Source organism: Brevibacillus nigriterrae (assembly GCF_049846925.1).
In the GTDB taxonomy this organism is placed as follows: Bacteria; Bacillota; Bacilli; order Brevibacillales; family Brevibacillaceae; genus Brevibacillus_H.
In genome coordinates, this window is the sequence record NZ_JBNCMT010000012.1 from 38,635 (window position 1) to 60,403 (window position 21,769).

At 45.3% G+C, this 21,769-nt stretch carries 22 protein-coding genes; 5 read left to right on the top strand and 17 right to left on the bottom strand.

Annotated features, from left to right (window positions below; translation table 11 throughout):
* Nucleotides 1-117 precede the first annotated feature (117 nt).
* Together ACPW7N_RS10935 and ACPW7N_RS10940 are read right to left on the bottom strand one after the other, a co-directional pair.
* A complete protein-coding gene (locus tag ACPW7N_RS10935; protein WP_425651199.1) occupies nt 118-1,104 on the bottom strand; it encodes an aromatic acid exporter family protein in 987 nt (328 codons plus the stop codon).
* 204 nt (nt 1,105-1,308) lie between these two features.
* A complete protein-coding gene (locus tag ACPW7N_RS10940; RefSeq protein ID WP_425651117.1) occupies nt 1,309-1,929 on the bottom strand; it encodes a DUF3298 and DUF4163 domain-containing protein in 621 nt (206 codons plus the stop codon).
* A 216-nt stretch (nt 1,930-2,145) separates the two neighbouring features.
* Here ACPW7N_RS10940 and ACPW7N_RS10945 point away from each other — a divergent pair, with 216 nt between their 5' ends.
* Nucleotides 2,146-3,534, top strand: a complete 1,389-nt coding sequence (locus ACPW7N_RS10945) for a metallophosphoesterase family protein (protein WP_425651118.1) — start codon at nt 2,146-2,148, stop codon at nt 3,532-3,534.
* Between the two features lie 455 nt (nt 3,535-3,989).
* Here the strand turns inward: ACPW7N_RS10945 and ACPW7N_RS10950 are convergent, their stop codons facing one another.
* The 3 genes from ACPW7N_RS10950 to ACPW7N_RS10960 are packed head-to-tail and all read right to left on the bottom strand — an operon-like array spanning nt 3,990 to nt 5,057.
* The gene (locus ACPW7N_RS10950; protein ID WP_425651119.1) at nt 3,990-4,310 is read right to left on the bottom strand and encodes a cupin domain-containing protein; all 321 of its coding nucleotides are present in this window, start codon (nt 4,308-4,310) and stop codon (nt 3,990-3,992) included.
* A gap of 18 nt (nt 4,311-4,328) precedes the next feature.
* A complete protein-coding gene (locus tag ACPW7N_RS10955; RefSeq protein WP_425651120.1) occupies nt 4,329-4,577 on the bottom strand; it encodes an amino acid decarboxylase in 249 nt (82 codons plus the stop codon).
* A gap of 24 nt (nt 4,578-4,601) precedes the next feature.
* Entirely contained in the window at nt 4,602-5,057 is a 456-nt protein-coding gene (locus tag ACPW7N_RS10960) for a V4R domain-containing protein (RefSeq protein ID WP_425651121.1), read from the bottom strand.
* Nucleotides 5,058-5,252: 195 nt separating this feature from the next.
* Between ACPW7N_RS10960 and ACPW7N_RS10965 the strand changes: the two genes are divergently transcribed.
* On the top strand, nt 5,253-5,951 hold the full coding sequence (locus tag ACPW7N_RS10965; protein ID WP_425651122.1) for a Crp/Fnr family transcriptional regulator: 699 nt from the start codon (nt 5,253-5,255) through the stop codon (nt 5,949-5,951).
* A gap of 90 nt (nt 5,952-6,041) precedes the next feature.
* Here the strand turns inward: ACPW7N_RS10965 and ACPW7N_RS10970 are convergent, their stop codons facing one another.
* The 3 genes from ACPW7N_RS10970 to ACPW7N_RS10980 are packed head-to-tail and all read right to left on the bottom strand — an operon-like array spanning nt 6,042 to nt 9,726.
* The gene (locus ACPW7N_RS10970; protein ID WP_425651123.1) at nt 6,042-6,800 is read right to left on the bottom strand and encodes an alpha/beta fold hydrolase; all 759 of its coding nucleotides are present in this window, start codon (nt 6,798-6,800) and stop codon (nt 6,042-6,044) included.
* 42 nt (nt 6,801-6,842) lie between these two features.
* Nucleotides 6,843-7,820: a S66 family peptidase gene (locus ACPW7N_RS10975; RefSeq protein WP_425651124.1), complete on the bottom strand. Its 978-nt coding sequence runs from the start codon at nt 7,818-7,820 to the stop codon at nt 6,843-6,845.
* Between the two features lie 31 nt (nt 7,821-7,851).
* Nucleotides 7,852-9,726 (bottom strand): WG repeat-containing protein, encoded by a 1,875-nt coding sequence (locus ACPW7N_RS10980; protein ID WP_425651125.1) that lies wholly within the window; start codon nt 9,724-9,726, stop codon nt 7,852-7,854.
* A gap of 427 nt (nt 9,727-10,153) precedes the next feature.
* On the opposite strand from ACPW7N_RS10980, the gene ACPW7N_RS10985 reads away from it, so the two are divergent.
* Nucleotides 10,154-10,468 (top strand): DUF2085 domain-containing protein, encoded by a 315-nt coding sequence (locus ACPW7N_RS10985; RefSeq protein ID WP_425651126.1) that lies wholly within the window; start codon nt 10,154-10,156, stop codon nt 10,466-10,468.
* A 64-nt stretch (nt 10,469-10,532) separates the two neighbouring features.
* On the opposite strand, the gene ACPW7N_RS10990 is transcribed toward ACPW7N_RS10985, so the two are convergent.
* The 5 genes from ACPW7N_RS10990 to ACPW7N_RS11010 all read right to left on the bottom strand — a co-directional run bounded on the left by ACPW7N_RS10990 (nt 10,533) and on the right by ACPW7N_RS11010 (nt 16,681).
* Nucleotides 10,533-12,227 (bottom strand): methyl-accepting chemotaxis protein, encoded by a 1,695-nt coding sequence (locus ACPW7N_RS10990; protein WP_425651127.1) that lies wholly within the window; start codon nt 12,225-12,227, stop codon nt 10,533-10,535.
* Nucleotides 12,228-12,411: 184 nt separating this feature from the next.
* On the bottom strand, nt 12,412-13,266 hold the full coding sequence (locus ACPW7N_RS10995) for an arginase family protein (protein ID WP_425651128.1): 855 nt from the start codon (nt 13,264-13,266) through the stop codon (nt 12,412-12,414).
* Nucleotides 13,263-15,314 (bottom strand): molybdopterin-containing oxidoreductase family protein, encoded by a 2,052-nt coding sequence (locus ACPW7N_RS11000; RefSeq protein WP_425651129.1) that lies wholly within the window; start codon nt 15,312-15,314, stop codon nt 13,263-13,265. Before ACPW7N_RS11000 ends, ACPW7N_RS10995 begins: the two co-directional genes overlap by 4 nt.
* A gap of 94 nt (nt 15,315-15,408) precedes the next feature.
* A complete protein-coding gene (locus ACPW7N_RS11005; RefSeq protein WP_425651130.1) occupies nt 15,409-15,672 on the bottom strand; it encodes a hypothetical protein in 264 nt (87 codons plus the stop codon).
* Between the two features lie 49 nt (nt 15,673-15,721).
* Nucleotides 15,722-16,681 (bottom strand): helix-turn-helix transcriptional regulator, encoded by a 960-nt coding sequence (locus ACPW7N_RS11010; protein WP_425651131.1) that lies wholly within the window; start codon nt 16,679-16,681, stop codon nt 15,722-15,724.
* A gap of 271 nt (nt 16,682-16,952) precedes the next feature.
* Between ACPW7N_RS11010 and ACPW7N_RS11015 the strand changes: the two genes are divergently transcribed.
* Nucleotides 16,953-17,828, top strand: a complete 876-nt coding sequence (locus tag ACPW7N_RS11015) for an SDR family oxidoreductase (RefSeq protein ID WP_425651132.1) — start codon at nt 16,953-16,955, stop codon at nt 17,826-17,828.
* A 94-nt stretch (nt 17,829-17,922) separates the two neighbouring features.
* A complete protein-coding gene (locus ACPW7N_RS11020; RefSeq protein WP_425651133.1) occupies nt 17,923-19,149 on the top strand; it encodes a benzoate/H(+) symporter BenE family transporter in 1,227 nt (408 codons plus the stop codon).
* A 69-nt stretch (nt 19,150-19,218) separates the two neighbouring features.
* Here ACPW7N_RS11020 and ACPW7N_RS11025 read toward each other — a convergent pair whose 3' ends face one another.
* The 4 genes from ACPW7N_RS11025 to ACPW7N_RS11040 form a co-directional block, all read right to left on the bottom strand.
* Nucleotides 19,219-19,851 carry a nitroreductase family protein gene (locus ACPW7N_RS11025; RefSeq protein ID WP_425651134.1) on the bottom strand — a complete coding sequence of 211 codons (633 nt, stop codon included), beginning with the start codon at nt 19,849-19,851 and terminating at the stop codon, nt 19,219-19,221.
* 150 nt (nt 19,852-20,001) lie between these two features.
* Nucleotides 20,002-20,124 carry a hypothetical protein gene (locus ACPW7N_RS11030; RefSeq protein ID WP_425651135.1) on the bottom strand — a complete coding sequence of 41 codons (123 nt, stop codon included), beginning with the start codon at nt 20,122-20,124 and terminating at the stop codon, nt 20,002-20,004.
* A gap of 87 nt (nt 20,125-20,211) precedes the next feature.
* Entirely contained in the window at nt 20,212-21,075 is an 864-nt protein-coding gene (locus tag ACPW7N_RS11035) for an aldose epimerase family protein (protein ID WP_425651136.1), read from the bottom strand.
* Nucleotides 21,076-21,101: 26 nt separating this feature from the next.
* A complete protein-coding gene (locus ACPW7N_RS11040) occupies nt 21,102-21,665 on the bottom strand; it encodes a hypothetical protein (RefSeq protein ID WP_425651137.1) in 564 nt (187 codons plus the stop codon).
* Nucleotides 21,666-21,769 lie beyond the last annotated feature (104 nt).

Genomic DNA, 21,769 nt, shown 5'->3' on the forward strand with positions numbered 1-21,769 from the left:
ATAGACGAAAACCATCTGGCGTTTGTGGACCGCAATTTCCTGTGCGATCTTAATCGACACAGTATAGAACTGATCTATCATATCACAAGAAATATCATAAAGCAATTAATTCCATCTTTAATTTGCCAAACTTTTATTTGTTTCGTTACTCGTCCCCTGTTTTTTATACTGGTATTTAATGAGTAAGTAACGCTCAATTTCATTCAATAAATAATACAGAGATGCACGAGTCTCAAATTCCTCTCTCGTCAAAGGAAGTGGTGACTTCCTAATTTGATCTCGCATGACATGCAATTTGTCCAAGTAGAAGTGTGCTGTATTGCCAGGATGTACATTCTTGCTTAGTCTCTCCAAAAAGTCGGCCATCTGTTCACCCTGTGGAATTTGTTGATTTAGTGCAGATACAAAAGGCAAGATACGTTCAAGCAAGGTGAACTGCTTGTCTCTCATATCAAAATAATGATAAAAGTAATTCTCCTGCCGTAAAAATTGATTCTCCACATCCTGCAATGCCAAGCTTTTGGCCCGATGAAGCAAATCAGACGTCTCAATCATTTCCTTCCCGTCCCACATGCTTTCCCCCGCCCGCAAATAGATGGAGTACTCCCGCAGGATCGTGGCAAAATTCTGCTCAATTTTTTCCTGTAATTCCGTCAGCTCCTTATCTGCTTTCGGCATATACAGGTTTGCCAGCAGTGCAACTCCAATCCCGATTCCGATAATCGCCAACTCATTTAACACGATGTCTACATTCACTTGTTTTAGCGTGAAAAGGTGCAGGATGATGACTGAACTGGTGACGAATCCTTCTTTCAAGTGAAGGCGTACAACGACAGGTATGTAAACAAACATCATAAGCATCAGCGTAAGGGGCGAATAGCCGAGTCCCTCGAAAAAGACGGCGCTGAACAAGATTCCCAACAGACAGGCTCCGAAACGTTCAAACGATACACGAAGAGATTGTTTTCGGGTTACCTGGATGCACAGAATCGTCAATATCCCTGCTGACGCATAAAATTCAAGTCCGAACTGATGAGCGATGTATATCGAAAGGGCTGTTCCTATTGCTGTTTTAATCGTGCGATACCCAATTTTCACTTCCAACCATTCCTTTAGCAATTTATCTTGTTTAATTGCTACCACAGATTCATTTTTAGTTCAACCACGTTCGCAGATATTTTACAATTGCAAACGCTCTTATACTACCCACCAGACACAAGCAATTGCTAGGGTCTGGCGTGGCCCCAAACTTCTAAAAACGCCTGACCCATCGAAACAAAAATGGATCAGGCGTAGCTTTTGTCGTGATTATGCAATATCTGCTGCCAAAATACTGATTGGGCTTTCATCGGTCGTCATGGAGAGTACATCGTACACCGAAATCGGGAACATCGGAAATCCGACATAATACGGCGTAATTTCGTATAGCTGAAAGTAAATGACCAGTGCTTTATCCGCTAGGTAATACGGTTGGTTCGGCCGAATGGTCGTAAACCCATTAAGTAATGGAAGATTCCTTGCTTTGATTTGTGCTGCGATGATTGCAGAAATGACCGCAATATAGTCAGACCCTGGTTTGAACAGCTCACTTAGCTGATACTGTTTGCCAGTGTTCACGTTGAACGTAAGCGAGCGGAGAATAGTGAACCCATGAGCCATATGTTCGGAAATGGCGTAATTACTGAGTGTCAGGCTGAGAATTCCTCTCTCATTGGTCTTGATCTCATAGTGACCCGTCATCTCTGGGTTGGTCGATGTTTGGTACTTTCCCTGTTCCCTAATCATCGAGTTGATCTCATTGATGATCGCAGTGTTGATTCGATTCTGTACCTGCCTGTTCGCCAAACCACTCACTTGCGGTACATAAATTGTCGTCTTCTTTGAAGATATTACTCTTGTTTCAATCCCGACGGGCAGTTGAAAAGGCATCTCGATTTGCTCAATCCTTTCATGATCTCGATATAGCAGCCTATTCAGCCATCGATGTTTTGGTTAGCAGGAAATCATTCAGCCGCCTGTCCAAGAAGACCAATTGGCAATTTTTACATACTCTTTATTCTATCTCAACATTATTTTTGGGGGGCCACGATATAATGTCCTAAGAATACATAGAGCTCTATTTTTTATTGAAGGGAGATATTTTGTGTGAAAAAGTATTTTTGGGCTACTTTACTTAGCACAACACTTCTTGCCAGTGCTGTATTCCCCCCAGTAATTCAAGCAAAATCTACCAAATCATCAAAAGAAGCTGTCAAAATTGCCATCTTCTCAGACCCTCACTACTATGCTCCAGAGCTGGGTACATCAGGAGAGGCCTTCGAGAAATATTTGGCCGGCGATCGCAAGCTGTTAGCTGAAAGCAAAGCAATTCTTGAATCAGCAGTGGAAGCGATCAAAAAAAGCGATGTTGATCTTGTTCTCGTCTCTGGTGATCTGACGAAAGACGGAGAATACATCAGCCACAAGCAATTTACTGAATACCTCAAGCAGCTTGAAGAGGCGGGTAAGCAAGTATTCGTTATTGACGGTAACCATGATATTAACAATCCACATGCCGTTAAGTTTGAGGGTGACCAAACAACTCCCGTTCAACAGGTCACTCCTTCTCGGTTCAAAAGCTTGTACAAGGACTTCGGATACAGTGAAGCAATTGCTAAAGACCGTAATTCCCTGAGCTATGTAGTAGAACCAGTGGAAGGTTTGCGAATTCTCGTGATGGATTCTGCGCTCTATGACACAAATAAAGAAGATAATTATCCCAAAACAGGCGGTGCCTTCTCCAGCAAACGCTTAAACTGGATAAAAGAACAGTTGGAGCAAGCCCAGAATGAGGATAAATTCGTCATTGGCATGATGCATCACGGTATAGTTGAACACTTCTCGATGCAGGAGGAATTATTCAAAGATTATGTAGTGGATGACTGGGAGGACGTTTCGAAAGAATTGGCGGAAGCCGGTTTAAAAGTAGTATTCTCCGGACATTTCCATGCCAACGACGTTGTGAAGAAGGAAGTGGATAATGATCATTTCTTATTCGATATTGAAACAGGTTCCCTGTTAACCTATCCGTCTCCTTATCGAATTGTTGAAGTAACACCAAATGAAAAAATGACGATCCGCACAAAAAAAATTACAGATATCGATTACGATATGGGCGGTAAAAAGTTCCCTGCCTATGCCAAGGAATTCCTGATTGCCGGATTAAACGGACTGGTTCCTCAGATGTTGGCAGGCGTGCTGATTGAACAAGGAATGCCTCCGCAAGATGCAATTGCAGCAGCAGAGAAACTTGCCAATACGGAAGTAGCTCCTTCCATAACGGTAAAAGCACTATTGGTTAATGCTATGGTTGCCCATTATCAAGGTGATGAACGAATGGATAAACAGACCAAAGCAATCGTGGAGGGTATGCAAGCTTCCTCGGATCCTATGACTCAATTGCTTGGCAATGCCTTAACCTCCCTTCTGAACGACCCAAGCCCACGTGACAACAATCTCACCATTGATTTGAAAACAGGGAAAGTTACTCGTTAAGAAAACCCACCCGACACAAGAAGATAGCTGGCATCGGGCGGGGCCACGAACTTATAAAAAAAGGAGCACTCCCAGAGTACTGCGGAGAGCTCCTTTTGCTTGAGAAGAGTTACAATCTTTTTTTCTAAACGGACGGTACTTGTCTATACAGTCTAATGTGACATTGAATATACCATCACTATGTAAGTAAAAAGGAGGGTTGTTGATGTACAATTATCCTGATCAATGGCCAGAGCAGCAACCGTACCAATACAATGAAGCATGGCCTGTTCAACAATTTCCTGGTCAATTTCCGCCCAGAAGAAGACCACCTAGAAGAAGATGTCCTGACATCTGTCGGCTTTGTCCTCCAGAATGTTGTCGGCGCCGCAGGGACAGACGCTATTAACCGTTCATCTACAAATATGAAAAGGAGAACCCTAATGATCCAGGGTTCTCCTTTTACTTATGCTTCACTATTCAGCAATCGGCTTAAAAATCGAGTGAAACGACGGGCTTGGTGTCAGAACCACCAGAACAACACTCTTTTCTAAAGCGACAATGGAATGCTCTATATATTTGTCCAGTGTGACCATATCCCCAGCCTTTAACGTAATTTCCTCTTCCGCCTGAAACCGGATATGCCCCTCCAGTACTGTAACGAAAATATCGCTGGAGGTCTTATGTTTTTGCAGCTCTTTGCCTTTCTCAAAGGAGAACTTGATTACTTTGGTAAACACATTATCAAGAATTGGTTCAATAAAGGTATCAGAAAAGTGTAAAGAATAGGTTTGCATTTCGGATCGTCCTTTCTCCTAGATCTTGACACACATCATTCGAAAGTGGTTCGGTCCCAGTGAATTGATAATCGACTGAATACCAATTAATTCTAATGCGTCAATCAGCGGTTTGGGATAAATCGGCAGATGAATTTCAATGACTGTCCCATGTTTTGCCTCTTTTACGAATTGAAGAATCTCCTGTCTTGGGTGCTCCCCACGTTGAATCCGTTCACGAACATCCAAAACAGCAATATTTCCTTTGTACGTTACATCCAGCATCATCAATAGCTCCTTCTATTAGTAAGATTATATGGATAAATAGCGGATTTCATATTCACAATGTTCATGTCCACTTACGTTGCATTTTGTTTCTCGGACGGCTATTTTGCGGTTCAGTACTTTCGCAGCCGCTCCCTCCAGAATCGCTCCCTCGAGATCACAAACCATCTTCTCATCTGCCACAGGCAACCCTTTGCAGAAGCAATCATCGACAACGATGCGGATACTTTTGTCATCCTGGTGGACGATTTTCGGTATCCCGATTCGTGATTTCTCGAAGAAATCCAGGATGTCTTGCAGCGTTTTGACGGGGAGGCTTTCTCCGATCTTGCGGCCCACTGTCACAGTTGTTCCCTTCCCACCCATGGGCAGCCCCTGGTACATCCCGATCAGGCGAATCGTCCGAAACAGCTCCAAAGGTACGGTATCACCCAATTTTTTTCGGTTGATTTTCTTCATATCGTCGAACGTAAAGTTACTCATTCTCGTCTCCCCCTCTAGTTGCTGAGCTTCTCTCGCATCTCTCATCTACATTTCCTACTATGCCAGATGACGACATGCTCTTACTTGATCTGGATCAAGTTTTACGATTTTTTTGTGAAATTTATCACGAAGATTTTCTCCCCATCTTGTTACTATGGTCATAGTGAAAAATGCGTGTAAGGAGAAATAGAAACCATGTGCAAAGAGAAAAGCGAGTGTTCCCACCACCACTCCTGTATTCGTCGTGTGCCGATCTTTCAGAACCTGACAGATCAGGAGATCGAACTGCTCCAGTCCGTGACTCACTCCCGTGGATATGAGAGAGGGGACTTCGTGTTTCGGGAGGCTGAGCAGTCTGAATCCTTGTTCGTCTTGAATCAGGGACTCATCAAGCTGTCAAAGGTAGCTGACAATGGGAAAGAACATATCATTCGTTTTTTATTTCCTGGTGATTTCTTTGGTCAATTCGCCTTGTTGCAGGATAAAAAGCATTATGCCAATGCCGAGATCATTGAACCTGCTGTCGTCTGCCGGATTCATCGAGATGATTTCAAACCATTAATGGAACAGAATCCTGCCATGACGTATCGGTTCCTGCTTGCAATGAGCGAGCTGCTACAGCAAGCCGATGAGTGGGCAGGAGCCCTTCATCTGTATGAAGTGGAACGACGTCTGGCCAAGCTGTTGTTTTATCTTCAGAGCAAGGACAGCACTGTTGACAACCAGTTTCGACTGCCTGCGGCCAAGAAGGAACTGGCGCTGATCATTGGTACGACCCCAGAGACGTTAAGCCGCAAACTGGCTCAATTTGAGTCACAAGGAATCCTCTCCGTTAACAAACGGATCGTGCGCATACTTGATCAGGAGACATTAAGCCAGTTGGCTGGTGCCTGACATGAAAAGACTTGAAGGGCTCAAGCAAAAGGAAAAAACCCGACCTCGTGGATTACAACGTCGGGTTTTGCTTGGGTTATAGCTCGCCTATTATAGATATAGCTCGCCTATCATTTCTTCAACCGCTTTGATAATGATTTCCGGCTGTTCCTTCTGGATATTATGTCCACTGTTCTCAGCAATGAAATACTTGCTTCTGGATGACAGTTGTAAAAGCTCCTGATGCATCTGTACCCAATTTCGGTACGATTCTTCCGAGTGATATTCCTGTTTTCCCGCGGAGATCACGTACAGAGGCAGATCGCCGAGCGATGATTTGACTGCTCGCACCTGCTCGAAGCTTTCGAGAAATTCCTCATGTGTCGCCTCTTTGGAGAGCTGGCTGTAGTACACCTGCTGAGCGCTTTCCGGTAAAAGTGGTACCATTCGCTGTTCCTGATCTTCATGGCTAGTATCGACAAGGATTACACCTGCCACTTCTTCGGGGAATGAATTGGCGAACAGGCGGACGTTAATCCCGCCAAAGGAGTGACCGACCAGAATATAGGGCGGCTGAATGCCTGCCTCAGTAAGTAATGCTCGCAGATTCGCCACGATTTGCTTGCTATGCTGTGGTTGATCGCCTCGCTCACTATTTCCCAGCCCCGCACGATCATACACCAGTACACTTGTGAATGCTGCCAATCCCGCTTCCACGTGTCTCCACGTTTTCGACGTCAACCCTATTCCCGGTTCAAGAATGACTATTGGTTTGTCGCCCTTCGTACCGCTGAGTCGATAGAAAAGATGATATCCTCCAATATCTGCCATGCTTCCTTCCTGCCCTGTGCCCGTCATTTTGTTGTCCATTTCAATCCCCCTTTCAGTATCAACGAATGATATTGTGATGTTTTAATGCTTCTCGATGATGATTTGGCTTTCCCCGTCTCTAGCCCTGATTCGTACAACCCCGCCCACTGGGAATGTGATAATCGGTGACGTGTGGCCGAAATTGACGTCAGCTACGACGGGAAGCTTGCTTAGTTCCTTTTTGGACGAAACGATGGCAATCTGGTCTTCTTTGGAAATTCTCGATTCTTTTTGGAAACGCCCTATCACGATTCCTTTTACCCCGTCAAAGCCTGGTTGATGAATCAGCGATTGGAGATCCCTGTCAAAGGTTTTCGCATCCACCACGTTATCATCTTCTACAAACAGGATAGAGTCACGAAGATCAGGCATGTACTCTGTGCCTTGCAACAGATTGATCGTGCAGAGATTTCCCCCTATCAATGTGCCTGTCGCTTCCCCTTCGTTAATCACAAAAGGGCCGTCATTAGGAATAAAGATGCGATTCTGTTGATCGAGATACCATCTGTCATCGCTCCACTCCGGGGATGCAAGCACTTCAATAGGGTCATCCTGCATCAGACACTTCTCGAAATGGTCACGGGTGTATTCATTTCCTTTCAGTATCCCAAACGTCGAGAAATGGGGCCCTGAATACGTGACGAGGCCTGTTTTGGCATAAATGGCATTTTGGAGAGCCGTAATATCAGAATACCCACAGAGAATTTTGGGATTTTGTTTTATCAAATCGTAGTCAAGGTAACGCAGGAGCTGGTTACAGTTATGACCGCCAAGCGTCGTAAGAATGGCTTTGACATTATTGTCACGGAACGCTTCGTGAAGATCAGCAACTCTCGATTCAATCGAGGAGGACTGGAATCGATCACACTCTTCGGCATGTTCGGAAAAAGAAACCCGTAACCCTGCACTCGCCAATCGCTCTACCGCAATTGCTCTTTGGTCCGGGGCAAGGGCAGATAAACTGGTGCTTGGAGAGATCACGCGAACTTCATCGCCTTCTCTCAGTTTTGATGGATACATCCTGTCGCCTCCGTTTGGTAGAAAATTTTAGTTACTGAAAAGATTTCCAGAATTCGCCGTCCGTGTCAACAATTTGTTTCAGTTGATCCAGTGGTATAGGGAATGTGATGAACCCTGCCGCATACGAACCAATTTCGTAAGGATAGAAGTAAATGTGCAGAATGTTGTCCTTGATGTAGAAGCCTTGATCCTCCGTTATGCCAGCGAAATTGTCGAGCGTCTCAGGGAATACCCCCAAATCCTCACCCTTTGTTTTCATCTGCTGAATAATTTGCTGGTTCAGCTTTTGGACGAAATCACTGTTTGCCTTGAACAGGTCTTTTAGTTTAAACAATGTACCTGTACGCAAGTTTATATGTTTGTATTCAAGCCCTGGCATCCCGTGTGCTGCCCCATAGGGATAGGAATAACTGTTGATTTGAACAACCAGCAGGTCTTTTTTCTGCATTTCAATGGCGAAATCAAATGTTGTTTCGGTATCACTTGAATCTTCATCGGTAATTACCTTGTGTTTCAGAATTTCATTGATCTTCTGTTGAACCGCTTTGTCTTTCATTCCTTCGATAACAGGGTAGTAGGCCAAATAGTTTCGACCGGAGCGGACCTTTGCTTCTGCAACCGTAATGCCTGACCCCAGGTCTAAAAGGTACCTCTCCTGCCAAATGACTTTGCCATCCCGCTTCACGTATTGCAGTCGGTTATCAATGGTTGCTGAAATGACATCTCCCATTACTGTCGCTGTACCGACTCCTTCGAATGCAGGAAGCTCATCTACTTTCTTGCCCTTTTGATCGATGAAGAAGGTCGATACATCAGCCTGTGCTACCGCATACTCCCCTTGAAACGGCTCCACCATGTCATAAATAAAGTCAGTCAGGTATTGACCACTGCTGTCTATGATGGCATAGGATTGTGGAGCACTGCTAAGATAGCCCAATTCTTCACTTCCCATGCCAACGGCCCACAAGCCGTTCTTCAAGCTCGTGATGGATGTGTACTCGGCAGGAACGACAAACTGTCCTTTGGTATTAATCAATCCCACTTTATTGCCGGCAAATTCCAGTTCAACTACAGATAGTCCGTGCTCAAAAGGAGAGACACCGCTAAATTGGGCCGGAATCGAGATATTGCCATTCTCTTGAATAAAGCCGTATTTAGACGAATTTTTATCAGCATAAATCCCCAATCCTTCGCGGAACTCCTGAATTCCTGCTTGTTCTTCTGTGAAGGTAAGGTTTTGGATGACTTCCCCTTTTTTGTTGATGAGTGCGTGGATGCCATCGGGAAGTACCACCACTGTCTTGTCTTCTTTAAATGGATTCGCATACTTGTACTTGGCGGATATGACCGTTTTCCCCGTATGATCGAGATACCCGCTGCGCTCGTTCTGAGTAAACACAGCCAGCCCGTTGGACAGCTCTCCAATGGTACCTCCTTTAAGATTTACGATTTCTTCCCCTGTTGCCTTCAACAATTTAACTCCATCAGGGGTGGTCGCTGTATACAGATCCCGATCAAAATGATTCAAGTACTCGTAAATCGGCTGAAGCACGTATTTGCCTGTTTTATCGATTAATCCGTACTTGTAATCATTTACACTAGTGCCACTACTGACAATTGCATATCCCAGCTCATTAAAAGGCTCTGCACCGATGTAAGTGGGTTTGATGATTTCTCGTCCCTCCTGGTCGATGTATCCCCACAAAATAGAGCCTCCCCTTTGTTTATCCATGAACGGATACAGGGAAGTCGGAGCAGGGGCAGGGGCTGGCGCTGTTGCTGCCGATTGTGAGTCTGGCGCTTTTTGTGAAGCTGGCGCTGTTGGCGTGCTGGCTGTTGAAACTTCATTCATACAACCTGTCAAAATCAACAGCATGAGAGTAAACAAACTGATCATTTTCCGCATGCGTTCTCACCTTTTCTAAATAATCTTACCTTGCAAGAGAGAAGAAAAATGGGCCCATTTCATCAGTAGGGGCCCGCCTGACAAGTGTTACATACAAAACATTTAATTAATTTGGATTTTTTTCCAAATTAGTTTACAATTGATGCTCGTAGAAGTAAATCCTTCTCAAGTATGTTTTTGGAAAGGGTGATTCGCTTGTTTTTTCTTTTGCTCATGGCAATCCTGATTTGTTTCTTAAGTGGATTTTACCTGATTGGTGTCGGGTCTGACATTTGGGGAGTCATATTGTTAGTCTTGGGTGCTTTACTGGTTGTTTTTACCATCGCTCTGTATTCTCGTAAAAGTAGAAATACATACGACTGCATCGGCGTAGATTGTGGAGACGTCTTCGATTGTGATTGTAACGGTCCGGACTGTGGGAACTAACATGAGATTTCCCTGTCATCGTCTCCCCCAGCGCTCCTTGTTTATTAACGGGAGGCAAATGCCTCTCTGTGCGAGATGTACTTCCATTCTAGCAGGGTATGCCACGCTCCCACTACTTCTATTATTCTACTCTTCTGTTCCGTTGTACCTCGGATTGATGATGCAAATTCCCATGCTGATTGATGGCATCACGCAAACTCTCAAGTGGCGGGAGAGTACGAATCCCCTGCGTGTCGTTACAGGTCTATTGAGCGGCGTAGGTCAATCGATTGTCGTTGTGTCTTTTGTGATGCAGATTGTTAGCGTGCTGAGGTAATGGCAAGTGAATGACCGAATGAAAAAAGTCACCCTGTTTGAAGGATGACTTCTGTTTTTACCGTTTACACTTTAAATTTTCCAACCATATCTTGCAGCTCTACTGCCATTTTCGCTAATGCAGTAGCTGACGACGTGATTTCTTCCATAGATGCCAATTGTTCTTCTGATGCTGCAGAAATATTTTGCGTACCGGACGCAGCCGCTTCTGACACAATCTGAATTTGACTAATGGATTGAACCACCTGCTCCGTACCAGTGGATACCCCCCGGGATAATGTGGAGACCTGATCAATTTTTGCAGCTACATTATTTACGGCACTATGGATATGAGCAAAGGACTGACCTGCCGCATTTACTACATGGATTCCTTCTGACACTTCATTTGTTCCTTTTTCCATCGCATCTACTGCTTTTTGTGTCTCGATCTGAATCGTTGTAATCAGATTGGCAATTTGTTGTGCAGAACCGGAGGATTGTTCTGCTAATTTGCGTACCTCATCCGCTACAACAGCAAATCCCCTTCCGTGTTCCCCCGCACGTGCTGCTTCAATCGCAGCATTCAAGGCGAGAAGATTTGTCTGAGATGCGATACTGGTGATTGCTTCGATGATTTGACCAATTTCTTTGGACTGTTCTCCCAAGCCCTTTACGATCTTTGACAAATCCAGGATGGTTGTATGGATGGCTTTCATTTGCGTGACCGCATGTTGAATCGATTGGTCACCTTCCACGGAAACAGCATTTGCCGTCGTCGTTAAAGAAGCAACATCATCTGCCAACAGGGAAATATCTTTGACTCCACTCGTCATCTCCTTGATCGTCCTGGATCCTCTGTGGACACTTTCTACCTGTTGTTCCGAACCTGTAGCCATGTCCTGAATCGTTGTTGCAATTTCTTCTGTTGCACTACTTGTTTGCTCTGCACTGGCAGTCAACTGTTCTGCAGAAGACGCAACCTGCAAAACGGAGGAATTAATTTTCCGGATCATGTTTTGGAGATTGTCCAGAAATGCATTGAAACCAGTTGCCAACTGACCGATCTCATCTTTACTCTTCACATGTATGCGACTGGTCAAATCCCCTTCATTATTTGAAAGCTCCTGCATTCGATTGGCTACAACCACAAGCGGTCTTAATTTTCTGAAAAGAACAATCACTGTACTTAACAAAATGACTGCGAATAGTCCTACCAAGACACTAAGTACAATCAGATAATTACTCGTTTGCTGTTTCGCTCGATCTGCCTCGGCCTCTGCACGGCTATTCATTTTTTGTTGAAACTCTTCAATAGGCTTCATGATAATGCTTTTTTTCTGGTCATAATCTTCACCAAACATCAAATTACGAGCCTTGTCCAGGTCTTTTACTTCCACTGCCTTCATTGATTCATCTTCAATCGCGATCAGAGCGTCAGAATTTTGTTTGGCCTGTTGAATTAAATCGAGTTCCTCCTGAGGGGCATGCAATTCGATCAGTCTGGCAACGACACGGTCACGAGTTTTTGTCTCATTTACCTCACGCCAATAATTGTCGAAATGCTTTTTATCCCCGAATACACTATACCTGCGGGCTTCATTTGTTAAATAATCAGAAGCATTGGCAAGGTCAATTCCGAGTTGCTTCAATTCTGCCTGTGTGGATGTTGTCATGCGTTCCTTTTCATAGCTTGAATTCAACTGGATCACGCACGAAACAGTCATAATAATGAGTGTAACAAATGCAATCGTCATGATTTTTAACATCGTTGAAATTCTCATAATGATTCCCCTTGCTGTTTTTTCTCGTGTTACGTAGGTAACAATTCCCGTTAACATTTGCTTTGAAACAAAGAGAATGTGAATAAATTTTGAATTTCAACGATTGTAAAACAAAACAAAACAAAAAACTCCTGGCAACATTCATTGCCAAGAGTCTTTTCTCTATGCTAGTACGAAAGCGATCTTATCTTGCTGTAAGCACATCGGCTAGCAGTTGTGCCAATTGATTGGCTTGCGAACCATCCATATCGCGAATCCCAGAAAACTCTGTGACTTCAAGGGCAATTGCCCGTTTATCTTTTAGCAGTAACAAAAGAAGTTCTTTGACTTCCTCCAGTGATAAGCCTCTGTCACTTGGAGAGTATGCTGATGACATCACTTCTTTATTGCAGACATCTACATCAAAATGAAGTAGTATTTTGGCAGTTGGCGGAATTGTATTTAACAGATTTCGCATTTCACAAGCAATCCCTTTTTGTCTAAGCTCATCCAAACCAGTAACGGAAATACTACATGTGTCTTCGGGTATGCTATGGCAGCCTAGAATGTGAATACGTTCTGCTGGGAAGCAGGCAGTCTTTTTCCACCATATATCCTGATCACTCGTCAGAAACCACAACCCCATGCCCGCTGCACCGACTGTTCGGGATGCATCTGGTTTGATAACATCGACATGGCCATCGAGAACAATCAGGTAAGCATCTTCTCCGTATATCTGTTGCAAACTGTCCGCTGTCCCTACGATGACGCTACAGTCTCCCCCAATGATTAAAGTGAATGTATCCGTTTGGAACCAACCTTGTGCCTCTTTTCGTATCGCATCCCATACCATTCCTGGTGCTGGCCAATTGCGTACAGGAGCTATGTTGTGTCTTGGCAAATAGGGCGGAAGAGTGATGTCCCCTTTATCCTCGCAAGCAATTCCCTGCTCTTTGCATTTATCTACTAGCCCTGCTGTTCTTAGCGCAGCGGGTGTCATCTCTGTACCGGAGTACAGTGCCCCCGAAAACGAAGGAATTCCAACAATGTGAACAGTCATTTGTTCACCTCGATTTTACCCACATGCACACGCCCGGAAAAGAACACGGCACCTCCACCCATATCAGCAATCCGATCAGGTGTCAGAGCATTTACGGTCCATTTGGTATCCGGCAAATCGGCCCAGAGCCCTTGGCTAACCACAACACCTGGAAGCACATTCTCTCCCACAAAGGCAGCCATCTCACATTCTCCCCGTTCATTCCATACCTTCACCGTGTCTCCATGTTGGATGCCTAATTGTTCTGCATCCGCTACATTCATGTGAAGCTGTGCTGCTTTTTCCATCTGGATGTGCTTGGCATTGTTGGAAAAGGTGGAGTTAAGGAAGTTGTGATTTGGCACTGGCAAGAACATAAATGGCGCTTCTCCATCATCTGCGAGCGGTGTGTACGTAGGGAGCGGCTGGAAGCCAATGTTTGCCAACGCCTCTGAATACAACTCAATCTTGCCACTTGGCGTCTGTAATTTGCCCGGGAAGAGCGGCTTCACATCTGCTTTCACAAACTGTTTGGCCAGCAACTCTTCATAGGTGATATTGGCTATATAAGGATTCGCTGGATGATCCAATGCTTGTCGGATGATGGCTTCCTCTGTATCAAAAAAGGCAGAGTCATCATAGTCCATCCCCAGTGCCAGCAGACGGAAAACGTCCACGTTCGACTTGCTTTCTCCACATGGCTCGATCACTGGCTGTTGAATTTGTACATAGTGATGCCAGTATGATCGATAAAAATCGGTATTCTCCCACGAGGATGTCGCAGGCAAAACAATATCCGCAAACATAGCCGTCTCTGTCAGGAACATATCATGGACGACTGTAAACAAATCCTCTCGTGCCAGACCTTGCCTTACTTTATTCGCTTCGGGCGCCACGACTGAAGGATTGCAATTATATACATAAAGAGAGCGAATCGGAGGATCGAGTTCAAGCAATGCAGCGCCTAACTGAATCATGTTCACAGAGCGTGTATGTGGATTTTCGAGTAAATCCGGGCGCTGGAGTGCTGCTGTATTCGTATCGAGATACCCACCGTTCCCCTTGATTGCTCCGCCTCCCTTGTGAAGCCACTGTCCAGTTAAGGCCGGAAGACAGGCAATGGTTCTGACGTTCATCCCGCCGTTATCATGGTGCTGAAGGCCGTTCCCGATGCGGATGTAGGAAGGCGTTGTCTCGCCATACAAACGAGCAAGACGATAAATATCTTCTACGGGAACTTTGGTAATGGCCGAAACCATCTCAGGGGTGTACTGCTTCACGTGTTCCCGAAGCTCTTCGTATCCAACGGTATATTCTCGCAGGAACGCTTCATCTACCAGCTTTTCAGCAAATAAGATATGCATGAGTCCAAGCGCAAGTGCCCCATCTGTACCTGGCATGATCGGAATGAACCAGTCTGCCATACGCCCCGTCTGGTTCTTGTGTACGTCAATCACGATAATTTTGGCTCCGTTTTTGCGTGCTTTCTCCGCCAGAACCACTTGATGCATATTGGTACTTACTGTATTGATTCCCCACATGATAATAAGCTTAGAATGAATGGTGTCCTCCGGGTCAATCCCCAGAGCAGCTCCCATTGTATAATTGTAGCCTTCTGTTCCTGCCGATTGGCAGATCGTTCGCTCCAGTTTGGTTGCGCCCAATCGATTGAAAAAGCGGCGATCCATTCCTTCTGTCCCAATCCGCCCCATGTTTCCATAGAAACTGTACGGCATAATTGCTTCAGGGCCAACGCTTTCGATGAGTTGTTTCCAGTGAGAGGTAATTTCGGTAATCGCCTGTTTCCAACTGATTCGCTCAAATTTTCCCTCACCTTTGGCTCCAACCCGCTTCAGCGGATACTGAAGCCGGTTCGGATCATAAATGCGAGAAGGCATGTTCCGAACCTTATTACAAATTGCTCCCTGTGTAACCGGATGATTCGGATCACCCTGAACTTTCGTAATTTTTCCGTCTTCTTTATGGATCAAAAGACCGCATTGGTCCGGACAATCCAGGGGACAAACAGAAGGAAAAACCCCATTTGCTTGATTGGTAAAGGATGTCATGGTCGAAACTCCTTTCTCTGCTGCTGGCAATTATATTACCCTCTTATAGCATCTTTGGTTTCTTTCCGTCAATTCCCTTTGAAGTGTTTGCAGCCTAATCAATCTTGTATATTTTTAAGCCAAACCACTGGATATGACCGCATCTGGCACATGTCAGCACATGAGCTTCCTTATTGGCAAAATCAAGTTTGAAAAAGGTCATTCCGGCTGAATTTAATAATCGGTAGTCATGATAAAACTTGTTATGTTTGCAGTGTGGGCAGAAAATTTCTAAATCTCCAGCTTCATAGCTGTGTGGCGAATTGATATTATGAATGTTTTTTTTCAACAAGCCAAAAAACGTCCCAAATTTAGTCATGCGATTTCCTGCTTTCTCTCTTTTAACTTGTGATACGGAATGGGGATGCTTAGGTTTCCTGCAATTGGTATAATTCCACAATAGCATTTACATTGGAGATCACCTCATCACGCAGCTCAATTGGCTCAAGCACTTCAATATGCGAGCCATATCCAAGAATGATCTGGCATGCGGATTCCAATGTATTGAACTCAAGCTCTGCATCTACCCACCCGTTCTTCATCGTCCCCATTTGGAGTACCTTCACAAATCGTTCGGATGAAATGCGCTCAATGATCGAGTCTTTTATGTTCACTCGTGCTGGGTAACGAGGCAAATTCGCTTTGAACTGCTGTGTAGACTCTTCCCAATACGCTGCCAGCTCAAAACCAACGGGCGGCTCAAAACCTTCATCCAGCATGTGTGCCTCCACAATCCGGGAGATTCGATACGTGCGCAACTCCCCTTCTGTTTCTGCGACCACATACCACGTGCTTCGCTTGGCTACCAGACCCAATGGATGGATGACTCGCTCGACTTGCTCGTCTCCCCGCTGGTAGGTGATGCATAGCTTTCGCCCTTCCCAAACCGCTTCCTGAACGACAGATAAATGAGGAAAGGATTCATTGGACTTGTGCCAGCCTGCCCCATCCACATGAATTCGCCTCCGAACCAGCTCTGCATCCTGACGAAGGGCACTGGGCGATGCTGCAAGCAGCTTTTGATAAGCTGTCTCGAAATTATCTGACAGCCCCAGATCACGAAGAGTATCCGTTGGTTTCACAAGAAGCAGGGAGACAATTTCTTCTCTTTTCATCCCTGTCAAACTGGTTCGGTAGCCTTCCGTCAGTGCCCATCCACCTGTAGCGCCTCTCTCAGCAAATACCGGGATTCCTGCTGCACTCAGTGCTTCCATATCACGAATGACCGTCCTCTCGGAGACTTCAAGCTTTCGGGCAAGCTCACGTGTCGTCATTTTTTGGTGATTTTGCAGCAACAATAAGATAAGCAGCAAGCGATCCGCTCTCATGACTCATTCCTCCAGCCTTTTTTCCAGATTAGAAAACTCGGCGATTGCCGAGCCTTTGGCGACAGCAGAGCCGTGCGACGCACACGAAGTGCTAGTGTCGACGATGCAACAAGGATGTTGCGCTTAGTCGACCACTTATGTCGATAGGGTAAAATTTTATAAATTCCTATCGATTAAAAAAAGTGTATCACAGATATATGACATTCGATGACATATATGGTTGGCTATACTGAACCTGAGAACGATATTTTTTCAAATAGGAGTGAGGGCCTTGAAACCTTTGCATGGAAAAGTCGCAGTCGTCGCAGGTGCGACACGAGGTGCAGGACGTGGGATCGCCATGATGCTGGGCGAAGCAGGAGCAACCGTCTATGTGACAGGGCGCAGTGTGCGGGGAAACCCCTCCAGTATGGGACGGACAGAAACCATCGATGAAACGGCGGAACTGGTCAATTCATTGGGGGGACACGGCATTCCTGTTCGAGTCGATCATACCGTGGAAGATCAGGTTCGGGTATTATTTGAACAGGTGAAACAAGAGCAAAACGGACAACTCGATATTCTCGTAAACGATGTATGGGGCGGTGATCTGCTTACGGAGTGGGGCAAACTTTTTTTTGAGCACTCACTCTCAAACGGATTGTTGATGCAAGAGCGAGCCGTTTTCTCTCATATGATTACCAGTTACTACGCTGCACCGTTGATGGTCGCCCGCAAAAGTGGACTGATCATCGAGATTACGGATGGCTTCGACTATCGCTACAGAGGCAATTTGTATTACAGCCTGGCAAAAATATCAACTATTCATCTTGCCCAGTCCATGGCAGAAGATCTTCGTCCACACAACATTACAGCAGTTGCCTTATCGCCGGGATTCCTTCGTTCGGAAGCCATGCTGGATCACTTCGGAGTGACTGAAGAGAATTGGCAAGAGGCGGCCAAGGTTGAACCGCATTTTCTACAGTCAGAAACTCCACACTATATTGGGAAAGCCGTTGCAGCATTGGCCGCTGATCCCAACATTTTTGCCAAGTCAGGAAAGATATTAACCTCGTGGGATTTGTCAGATGAATACGGGTTTGTCGATCGGGATGGAAGTCGTCCGCATTGGGGTCGTTATGCTGCTGAACAGGGATTCTATCAATAGCCAAATTTTCGTGAGAGGATTTTTCTAATTGCGCGAACTGTGGAAATTGTGGTAAATTTCTATTATTTACAGTCATGAAGGAGCTGGACAGTATATGAAAGGTTACCACTCCCACGCCTATTCCATTGTAGGAAATATAAAAAAGGACTACTCTCTCTCAGCGATCGTTGTCGGGTTTATCGCTACCATGGTCTCTTATGCTGGTCCGCTCCTGATCATCTTTCAGGCTGCCGAATCGGCAAATCTGAGCAATGCCCAATTGTCTTCATGGATCTGGGCAATTTCGATTGGAAGCGGATTAACAGGTATCCTGCTCAGTGCCTGGTTTAAGGCGCCTGTGATAACGGCCTGGTCGACACCGGGAGCTGTTCTCCTGGTTACCGGATTGGTTTCCTACTCCTATACAGATGCCGTCGGTGCTTTTATTTTCTCTGCACTGATCATTACCTTTTTAGGAGTGACGGGACTGTTTTCTTCCATCATGCAAAAGATCCCCCAATCCATCACGACAGCCATGCTCGCTGGTATCCTGCTCAAATTCGGTATTGATGTATTCGTCTCTTTGCAACAATTACCGATACTTGCACTACCCATGATCGTTTGTTACCTGATTTGCAAACGCCTCTTTCCCCGCTACGCCGTGGTTGGGACGCTGGCAGTGGGCGTCTTGATCGCCTACTCATTGGGGCGTTTACATATTGGTCAAGTTCCCATTGAACTGGTTCAGCCTGTCTTTACAATGCCGACCTTCTCTCTTGATGCGTTAATTGGTATCGGGATTCCTTTGTGTATGGTCACAATGGCTTCGCAAAATGCTCCCGGCATCAGTGTCATCCGTGCAGAAGGGTATCAAACCCCGACCAGCCCGCTCATTTCTGTCACGGGGATTGCCTCTGTATTGCTTGCTCCTTTTGGTTCACACGGGATTAATCTGGCTGCGATTACCGCTGCCATTTGCACGGGAAAGGAAGCGCATATCGACCCTGCCAAACGTTATATTGCCGGTATTTCCTGCGGTGCTTTTTATCTGCTGTTCGGCATGTTTGGAGCGACGATTACCTCCGTATTTTCTTCTTTTCCCAAAGAGTTGATTACTGCTCTGACTGGTATCGCCCTGTTTGCCTCCCTCTCATCCAGCCTGTCATCGGCCATGGAGGATACATCTCAACGGGAAAGTGCATTGCTCACCTTCCTGGTCACTGCCTCTGGTATTACACTGTTTGGGATCGGTTCCGCTTTCTGGGGCCTGATCGCCGGATTGGCTACAAGCTTTATTCTGACAGGCTCGCTGAAAAGAAAGAATGATCAGGCTTTAGGATAAGAACCCCCCGACACAAGCAAAAAACCGACGCTCACGAAATCGTGGACGTCGGTTTTTGGTTTGATACGATTAAAACGTTTCCTTCACTACCACTTGATCCAGTGAGAAGCGGCTGGAAGGATAAGCTGGTTTAGCTGCTTTGCCGACAGAAATCAGCATGATAGGCATATATCGAGTTGGAATATTGAATGCTTCAATCAATTGCTCTCGGTCAAATCCACCCATCGGGCATGTATCGTATCCGTATGCTTTAGCAGCCAGCATGAGCTGCATCGCAGCAAGGGATGCATTCCGATTGGCTTCATCACGTGCCGTTTCTTTGCTTTCATACGCCCGATTAATCTGTGAAACCAACGTCTGCTTGATTTCTTCGGTAATCATTCCACTGGTAACCGCCGCACTGTAAATTTGCTCGGCGTTGCGGTTGGCTTCCAAATCCCCTAAAACTGCTATCACCGCAGATGCCTCAACAGTTTGCTTTTGCCCATAGGCGATCTTTAACAACTTTTCTTTTTGCGCCTGATCCTGAATCACAAGAAATTTCCAATGCTGCAGGTTCCATGCCGATGGAGCCATAGTTGTTGCTGTCAGAATACCCTCTAGTACTTCTTGCGGCATTTGGTGTGAAGCATCGTACGATTTTACGGAATGACGTTGTTTCATAATGTCTATTGCAGATAATTGATTGGTTTGTACTGTCATAAAATACACCACTCCCTAATAATGTCACCCTTATGATAACACGGTATCTAAACATTAGTAAGTACCTTTATTTTGTTTTATTTGTTTCTGCATAGCAAAAAAGCTACCCAGCTTTATGCCACGATAGCTTCTCATGATCAATACCTGTTTTTACTGCTGGTCTTGCATGTTCAGATTTTTATCTTTCTCACTCTTTTGCTTCGTGCCGGATGTTTTGGTTTGGTTTCCCGCATTTTGTTTATTGTTAAACTTGGTATTTGGGTTGTTTGCCATGGATGTGCTCCTTTACTCAAAAGTTGCTCTTATTGTTTGCGCTGCAGCCTCGGAGTATCCTGACAGATGCTTCCTCATCACAAGTCTCTACTTATCACAAGTAATATTGAAGTACGTGTGCAGCGAATCCCCTGCATGGAGCATCACTACATCCTCCGCTGTGTTGAATGCATCGGCTTTTGCCATCCACGGTTCCACACACACGAATTCCTTCCCCTCGACGCTCCAAAGCACAACATATTTGAACTCTTTTCCATATTCGAGCGTCAGTTTTCGTTTCGCTTGAGGAAGTGATACAGAGATTCTGTTCTCCTGTGCATCCAGAAAGACGGGTGACTCCTTCATGTTGCCAAGGTCAATACTGCCCTCATACGGCTTAATTTGCATGTCATTATAGTCCAAATATCGGGTTGCATCGGTTTTGAATGCGAGATGTTTTTCCTGAGAGAGAAAATACGGATGAAACCCAGCATAAAAAGGCATATCCTCAGCAGACTTGTTCTCGTATTTTTGCAAGATTTGCAGCTTATTGCCTTGCAGTGCATACGTAAAAGTCAGTTCAAAATCAAACGGGTATGACTTCCGTGTTTCTTCATTGCTCTCTAATTGCAGAGTAATAGAAGCTTCACCATCGGTACCTGTACAAATGACTGTCCAAGGAAGATTTCTCGCAAATCCATGATTCCCAAGCGGATAAGTGACTCCGTCAAGGGAGTATCCCCCGTTGCTCAATTGACCGCAAGTCGGAAAAAGAATGGGGATGCCGCCTCGCACATTGGTATCAGGCTGTTCAAATGTCGCTTTATCCAGATAGAGAATTTCTTCTCCCTGTACCCCAAAGCCGATGATTAGTCCACCTCTTTCTGGAGCTACCTTGACCCATGAATTTGTGCTCGAATCAATCAATTCATAAATGAGAAAACAATCGTCATGTGTACGAACCTGATACAACTTCCTCGCTCCTTTTCCCCATCATGCTATCTGGCGCTCACCTCTGTGGCAAATTGTTTCCCAAGCTTCCCTGCCCAGACGCAGTATCCAAAACCAACGTACGCCAATCCCCAGAAAAACGCAAACCATTTGTTATCATCCAATGGAAGGGCCATGGAACCCAGCATCAATACGAAGAGGAATACGATCCACCTGGGGAATACTTTTGCCCGAAAGCTTACGATGGTAAATACCAATGTCCCTACCATAAAACTAACCATCATGACTGTCCGAGTAATAGTGACAACCATATTCTCTGTCTCAGGCACACTGCCAAGGGCTAGGATCGTCCAAACCATCCCTGTTGTTATGATATTTCCTACAATCATGCCCAGCGTGGAAATAAATCCGATAACTCCTGTTTCTTTTGATTGCACCAAGAAAAAAACAATTGTTCCAGCCGACATTAAAATACAGGCAATGAAGCCAAACGTCAGCTCCTGCACACTGTCCGTTCCCCACAAGTAAGCCGTTGGGGTCATTCCCATCCGGACAATTCCAGCCAACAGACAAATCATTCCGAGCCATTTGACCACGGTTTCGTATTTCATTTCCTTCATCCTCCAGTTGTTGGTATCGAGTTTATACAATCGTACCAGTCGGGAATTCCCAACCAACAGAGCATCTGATTCCCTAATTCAACAGGAATGATTGC